Source organism: Desulfobacter sp. (assembly GCF_050177295.1).
The window spans coordinates 1-4,400 of the sequence record NZ_JBFXHE010000377.1; the positions used below are offsets into that span (position 1 = coordinate 1).

Consider the following 4,400-nt stretch of genomic DNA (forward strand, 5'->3'; position numbering starts at 1 on the left):
TGAAAAACAGCCTTCCGGAGAGGCAACAAAAAGGAGCGCATATATGAAAAAAACAACAGCTGTGTCAACCCTTAAAGCCGGATTTGAAAACAGTTTTGCCGCTCTTTCCAACAATTTTTATGAACCCAGTATGCCCCAGGCCGTACACGATCCTGTGTTGCAAAAATACAACCTGAAACTGGGCCGGGAAATGGGGTTTACTTTTACTGAAGAGACGCCGGAACTGGCAGATTGTCTGGCAGGTAATCTTGTTTTTGCAGATTCCACACCCATTGCCATGGCCTATGCCGGGCATCAATTCGGCAGCTTTGTTCCCCAGCTTGGCGATGGCCGGGCCATTCTGCTTGGAGAAAAAATCACCCCGGACGGCAGACGCCTGGATGTTCAACTCAAAGGTTCCGGCAGGACCCGGTTTTCCCGGGGCGGAGACGGCAAATCACCCCTGGGGCCTGTGATCCGTGAGTACATTGTCAGTGAGGCCATGCACGCGTTGGGGGTGCCCACAACCAGGGCCCTGGCAATCGTGACTACCCAGGAACAAATCCTGCGCGAGGACGGGATCCATCCGGGGGGCGTCATGACCCGGGTCGCATCGGGTTTTGTCAGGGTGGGCAGTTTCGAGTATTTTGCCGCCCGGGGCGATGACGCAGCAATACGCAAGCTTGCCGACTACGTGATTGCCCGCCATTATCCTGAAATTCTGGAAGAAAAAGACCGGTACAGGCAATTTTTTTCATCGGTTGCCGCAAGGCAGGCCCGGCTTGTGGCTAAATGGATGCAGCTTGGATTTATTCACGGTGTCATGAACACGGATAACACCTCAATTTCAGGGGAGACCATTGATTATGGTCCCTGCGCCTTTATGGATTATTATGACCCAAACATGGTCTTCAGTTCCATTGATACCATGGGAAGATACCGATACGCCAATCAGGGCACCGTCATGAAGTGGAATCTGCATTGTCTTGGCATTTGTTTACACGCGCTTTTAGGGAAAACCGATGAAGAGGCAGCGGAGGTGATTGATGCGGCCCTGGCCGCGTTTGAACAGGAATTTCTTTACGCCCGAAAAGCGGGTATGCTCAAAAAAATCGGGATAGAAAATCCTGGAAACCAGGATTATTCCCTTCTTGGGGAGCTGCTTGCCCTCATGGAGGATCAAAAAGTCGATTTTACCCTGACCTTTCGCTATTTGGCAGATCATACCAGACAAGATTCGAACATGACGCCGCAATTCCGGAAACTTTTCAAAGCGCCGGATGCCGTTGCGGCCTGGCTTAAAATATGGCAGCAGCGCTTGGCAACAGTGAATAGGCCTGAAATCATTCAGGCGGAAATGAACCGGGTCAATCCCCTTTTTATTCCAAGAAATCACCGGATTCACAAGGCCATCGAGGAGGCGGAAGCCAGAGATGACTTCAGCCAGGTACACCTGCTGGCAATGCTTTATGAAAATCCTTTTACCGAACAGCCGGAGTTTACCGATTATGCCCAGGCCCCTGCCAGCGAAGAACGGGTGACCCGGACCTTTTGCGGCACCTGACACTGTTAATATGGGGTTTAATCATCCAAAAGCATTTGCGCAACCTGTTTCATATGTGATTTTTCCATCTGGGCAATGGAAAGAAAGGCGTTTTGTGCCTGCCCGGGCTCCCGGCGGTCTGCCATGGTGCGGTAAAGATCATAGGCCTGGATTTCAATGCCCAGAGCCATCTCAATGACATCTGTCCATGCAATCTTTTTGTTTGCGTGCAACGCAGCCGTCACTTCGGAAAGGGGCTGGCCATTTTCAAGGATATTCCCTTTCAGAGCGCCATAAAGGTCCTCAAAGGGTTTGGGGTTCTCAACGGTTTGCTTCCAGTATGAATAAATAGTTCGGGCATGGGCCATTTCCGCCTTTGCCAGTTGTTCAATGGGCGCTGTAAATTTTTCATCCGGGGCAAAGGAGAGAATGGTTTCATAAAACCGCTCTGCGGCTTTTTCCAGTTCCATTGCCTGGTAAAGCAGTTTGTCATCGCTTTCTTGATAGTCAAAAACCTGGAGCCGGGGAAATCCTTCCAGGGAATGGCCCTGGTATGAACGAAACCCGCCGGTGATATTGTAGGTTTTCTGCGGGTCCCTGCCGCTTTCTGCGGCCATAATACCGGCCACCTCAGAACGGGGTCCGCTATGGCAGTAAAAAAACAGATCCTTGTCCAAAGCAAGTTCAGACAGATGATTGCCCAGGGTGTTTAAGGGGATCAGTTTGGCCCCCGGAACATGCCCGGCTGTATATTCACGTTCCTGCCGGACATCAACCACTATAAAATCGGCTTCCTTGTTTGCCGCGCGGTACTGCTCAAATTCTTCAAATGAGATCTCTTTAAATTCGTCTTCTGTGATCATATTTTTTGATTTCCTGGTCATTGCGGCAAGTTCAATATTCTCCCATATAATCCACCAGCAACCCCGTGGTCTGCCGTAACCGCTGACTGATAAGCTTGGATATTTTCCACAGCAGTTGGACCCCCAATTGTGAATCGTCCCGGGTCAGGCGAATCAGATTATCCTGGGTCATGAAAAAAATTACGGTTTCTTTCACGGCAATGCCGGAGGCAGAGCGTGGTTCACCGTCGATCAGGGCCATTTCGCCAAATGTCTGGGAACTGGTCAGGGTGGCTACCCGGGTGTTTTCCTTAATAATGTCAATGGCACCCTTGACAATGATCCCTAAGCTTTTGTCCGTATCCCCTTCCTTGAACACGATGGCTCCTGGTTTGGCCATCACCGGTTCAATATATAAACATATTTTTTTGATATGATCCCTGGAAAATTCCCTGGCCCATTTTGTTTTCTGGAGTATATTGGCATACCTGGCATATTTTTCCAGGGGCGAGCTTGCTGCATTCGGCCGGTCATTGGTTTTCATGCCTCTTCCGATCATTTAAAAATTGAATTAATTCAATAGTAAATTCTTGATCGGCTGATGTCAATGAATCGGCTAATCTCTATCTTTAATGATAAATTCATCCAGTTTGGTAAAAAGGCTGTCAGGCCATTGCTCGCCTGTTAGAAACAGTTCCTTTTCTTCAGGTGTCAGGCTTTCTCTGATACCTGGAGGCAGGCTTTCATACGCCTCTTGTCTGGTTTTATCTATTTTTTTATCCATTCTTTTTCATCTCCTGTTTTATCTTTAATTTTTTATTCCCTTAATACAACAGCTCAGTATTTCAGGTAAAAAGCCTGGATACCAACGCGGTTACAGCCGTTTCCACCCGCAAAATCCGGGGCCCCATGGTCATGGGTTCAAACCCTTTGTCCACAAGAGTTTTGACCTCAAGACCAATAAATCCGCCTTCGGGGCCGATCACAAGCACTGTATCGGAATTCAGGCCCGCCGGACAGAACGCTTGGGCTTGGGGATGGGCAAGAATTTTTTTTTTGTTTCTGGTCAGTTCCGGCAGTTCCTCTTTAATAAAGGGAGAAAAAAAACGTTTCAGATGCACCCGGGGCACAAGGGTATCCCTGGCCTGACAAAGGCCCAGGTCAAGATGGCGCTGGATATCGGCTTGGGACAATACGCCTGAATCCCAGAAACTTTTTTCCACCCGCCGGGAATTGATCAGAAAAATCTCTTTCACACCCAGGCTCGCAAGGCTTTGAAGTATCCGTTTAAGCATCTTGGGCCGGGGTAACGCCAGCACCAGGGTCAGGGGCAAGGGTGCCGGCGGGTCCTGGTCAAGGCAAATATCCATTTCAATGGACTGCCGGGCCATGGACACGATCAGGCCTGTGCCCATCTTTGCATTTTTTCTTCCGCAGATAAGGGTATCCCCCGGCTTTGCCCCGAGTACCCGGCAAATGTGACTGCACCGGTCGTCCTGGAGCCGCACCCGGTCAGGGCTTATGAAATCCCGGCCTTCCAGCAGTATCAGGTTCATGTCAGAAGGTAACGATTTCCAGGTTTTTAATCAATGCCCGGAACTGATTCATCCAGTCGGCACCGCCTGTAAGCCCTGCCAGTTCGACAGCCATATGCACGGCAGTCCCTTGGTTCTGGCGGCCTAATCCCTGGACACAGGAAGGGCAGTTGGTCAGGATTTTTGGTTTTTTTATATTATCCAGATCCTCACGCGCTTGTTCAATGGCATCCTGTTTCCTTAAAAACATGCTGTAGCTGATATCCGGACGGGACAGGGCCATGGTTCCGGCTTCGGAACAGCAATAAGGCACGGCCCGGGTATCAATGCCTGCTTTGGCAAGCTGTGCCACGGCCGTGCCCTTCAAACTGTCATGGCAGGGGGCATGGTAAAGGCAGGCTTGGGGGGGCGCTATGGTCAGACCATTTTCAAACAGGTATCCCGAGATATCAAACAGCTTGGCGCCAAACAGATCTGTTATGCCCAGATCGGACAAAGATT

Annotated in this window: 5 protein-coding genes and 1 pseudogene; 1 reads left to right on the plus strand and 5 read right to left on the minus strand. The window is 50.0% G+C overall.

Annotated features, from left to right (window positions below; all coding sequences use genetic code 11):
• Positions 1 to 43: 43 nt before the first annotated feature.
• Positions 44 to 1,543, plus strand: a complete 1,500-nt coding sequence (locus tag AB7U36_RS19335) for a protein adenylyltransferase SelO (protein ID WP_428161278.1) — start codon at positions 44 to 46, stop codon at positions 1,541 to 1,543.
• A gap of 17 nt (positions 1,544 to 1,560) precedes the next feature.
• On the opposite strand, the gene AB7U36_RS19340 is transcribed toward AB7U36_RS19335, so the two are convergent.
• The 5 genes and pseudogenes from AB7U36_RS19340 to AB7U36_RS19360 form a co-directional block, all read right to left on the minus strand.
• Positions 1,561 to 2,385 carry a rhodanese-like domain-containing protein gene (locus tag AB7U36_RS19340; RefSeq protein WP_428161279.1) on the minus strand — a complete coding sequence of 275 codons (825 nt, stop codon included), beginning with the start codon at positions 2,383 to 2,385 and terminating at the stop codon, positions 1,561 to 1,563.
• 31 nt (positions 2,386 to 2,416) lie between these two features.
• Entirely contained in the window at positions 2,417 to 2,908 is a 492-nt protein-coding gene (locus tag AB7U36_RS19345) for a cyclic nucleotide-binding domain-containing protein (protein ID WP_428161280.1), read from the minus strand.
• Positions 2,909 to 2,980: 72 nt separating this feature from the next.
• Positions 2,981 to 3,148, minus strand: coding sequence for a hypothetical protein (locus AB7U36_RS19350; RefSeq protein WP_428161281.1), 168 nt, complete (start codon positions 3,146 to 3,148; stop codon positions 2,981 to 2,983).
• Positions 3,149 to 3,209: 61 nt separating this feature from the next.
• A complete protein-coding gene (locus tag AB7U36_RS19355; protein ID WP_428161282.1) occupies positions 3,210 to 3,920 on the minus strand; it encodes a 16S rRNA (uracil(1498)-N(3))-methyltransferase in 711 nt (236 codons plus the stop codon).
• Position 3,921: 1 nt separating this feature from the next.
• A pseudogene (locus AB7U36_RS19360) lies at positions 3,922 to 4,400 on the minus strand (DUF3683 domain-containing protein); the annotation flags it as partial.

What these genes read in the sequence shown, in the direction of transcription:
- AB7U36_RS19335 (WP_428161278.1), top strand. Translation starts at nt 44, where the DNA reads ATGAAAAAAACAACAGCTGTGTCAACCCTTAAAGCCGGATTTGAAAAC.
- AB7U36_RS19340 (WP_428161279.1), bottom strand. Translation starts at nt 2,385, where the DNA reads ATGATCACAGAAGACGAATTTAAAGAGATCTCATTTGAAGAATTTGAG.
- AB7U36_RS19345 (WP_428161280.1), bottom strand. Translation starts at nt 2,908, where the DNA reads ATGAAAACCAATGACCGGCCGAATGCAGCAAGCTCGCCCCTGGAAAAA.
- AB7U36_RS19350 (WP_428161281.1), bottom strand. Translation starts at nt 3,148, where the DNA reads ATGGATAAAAAAATAGATAAAACCAGACAAGAGGCGTATGAAAGCCTG.
- AB7U36_RS19355 (WP_428161282.1), bottom strand. Translation starts at nt 3,920, where the DNA reads ATGAACCTGATACTGCTGGAAGGCCGGGATTTCATAAGCCCTGACCGG.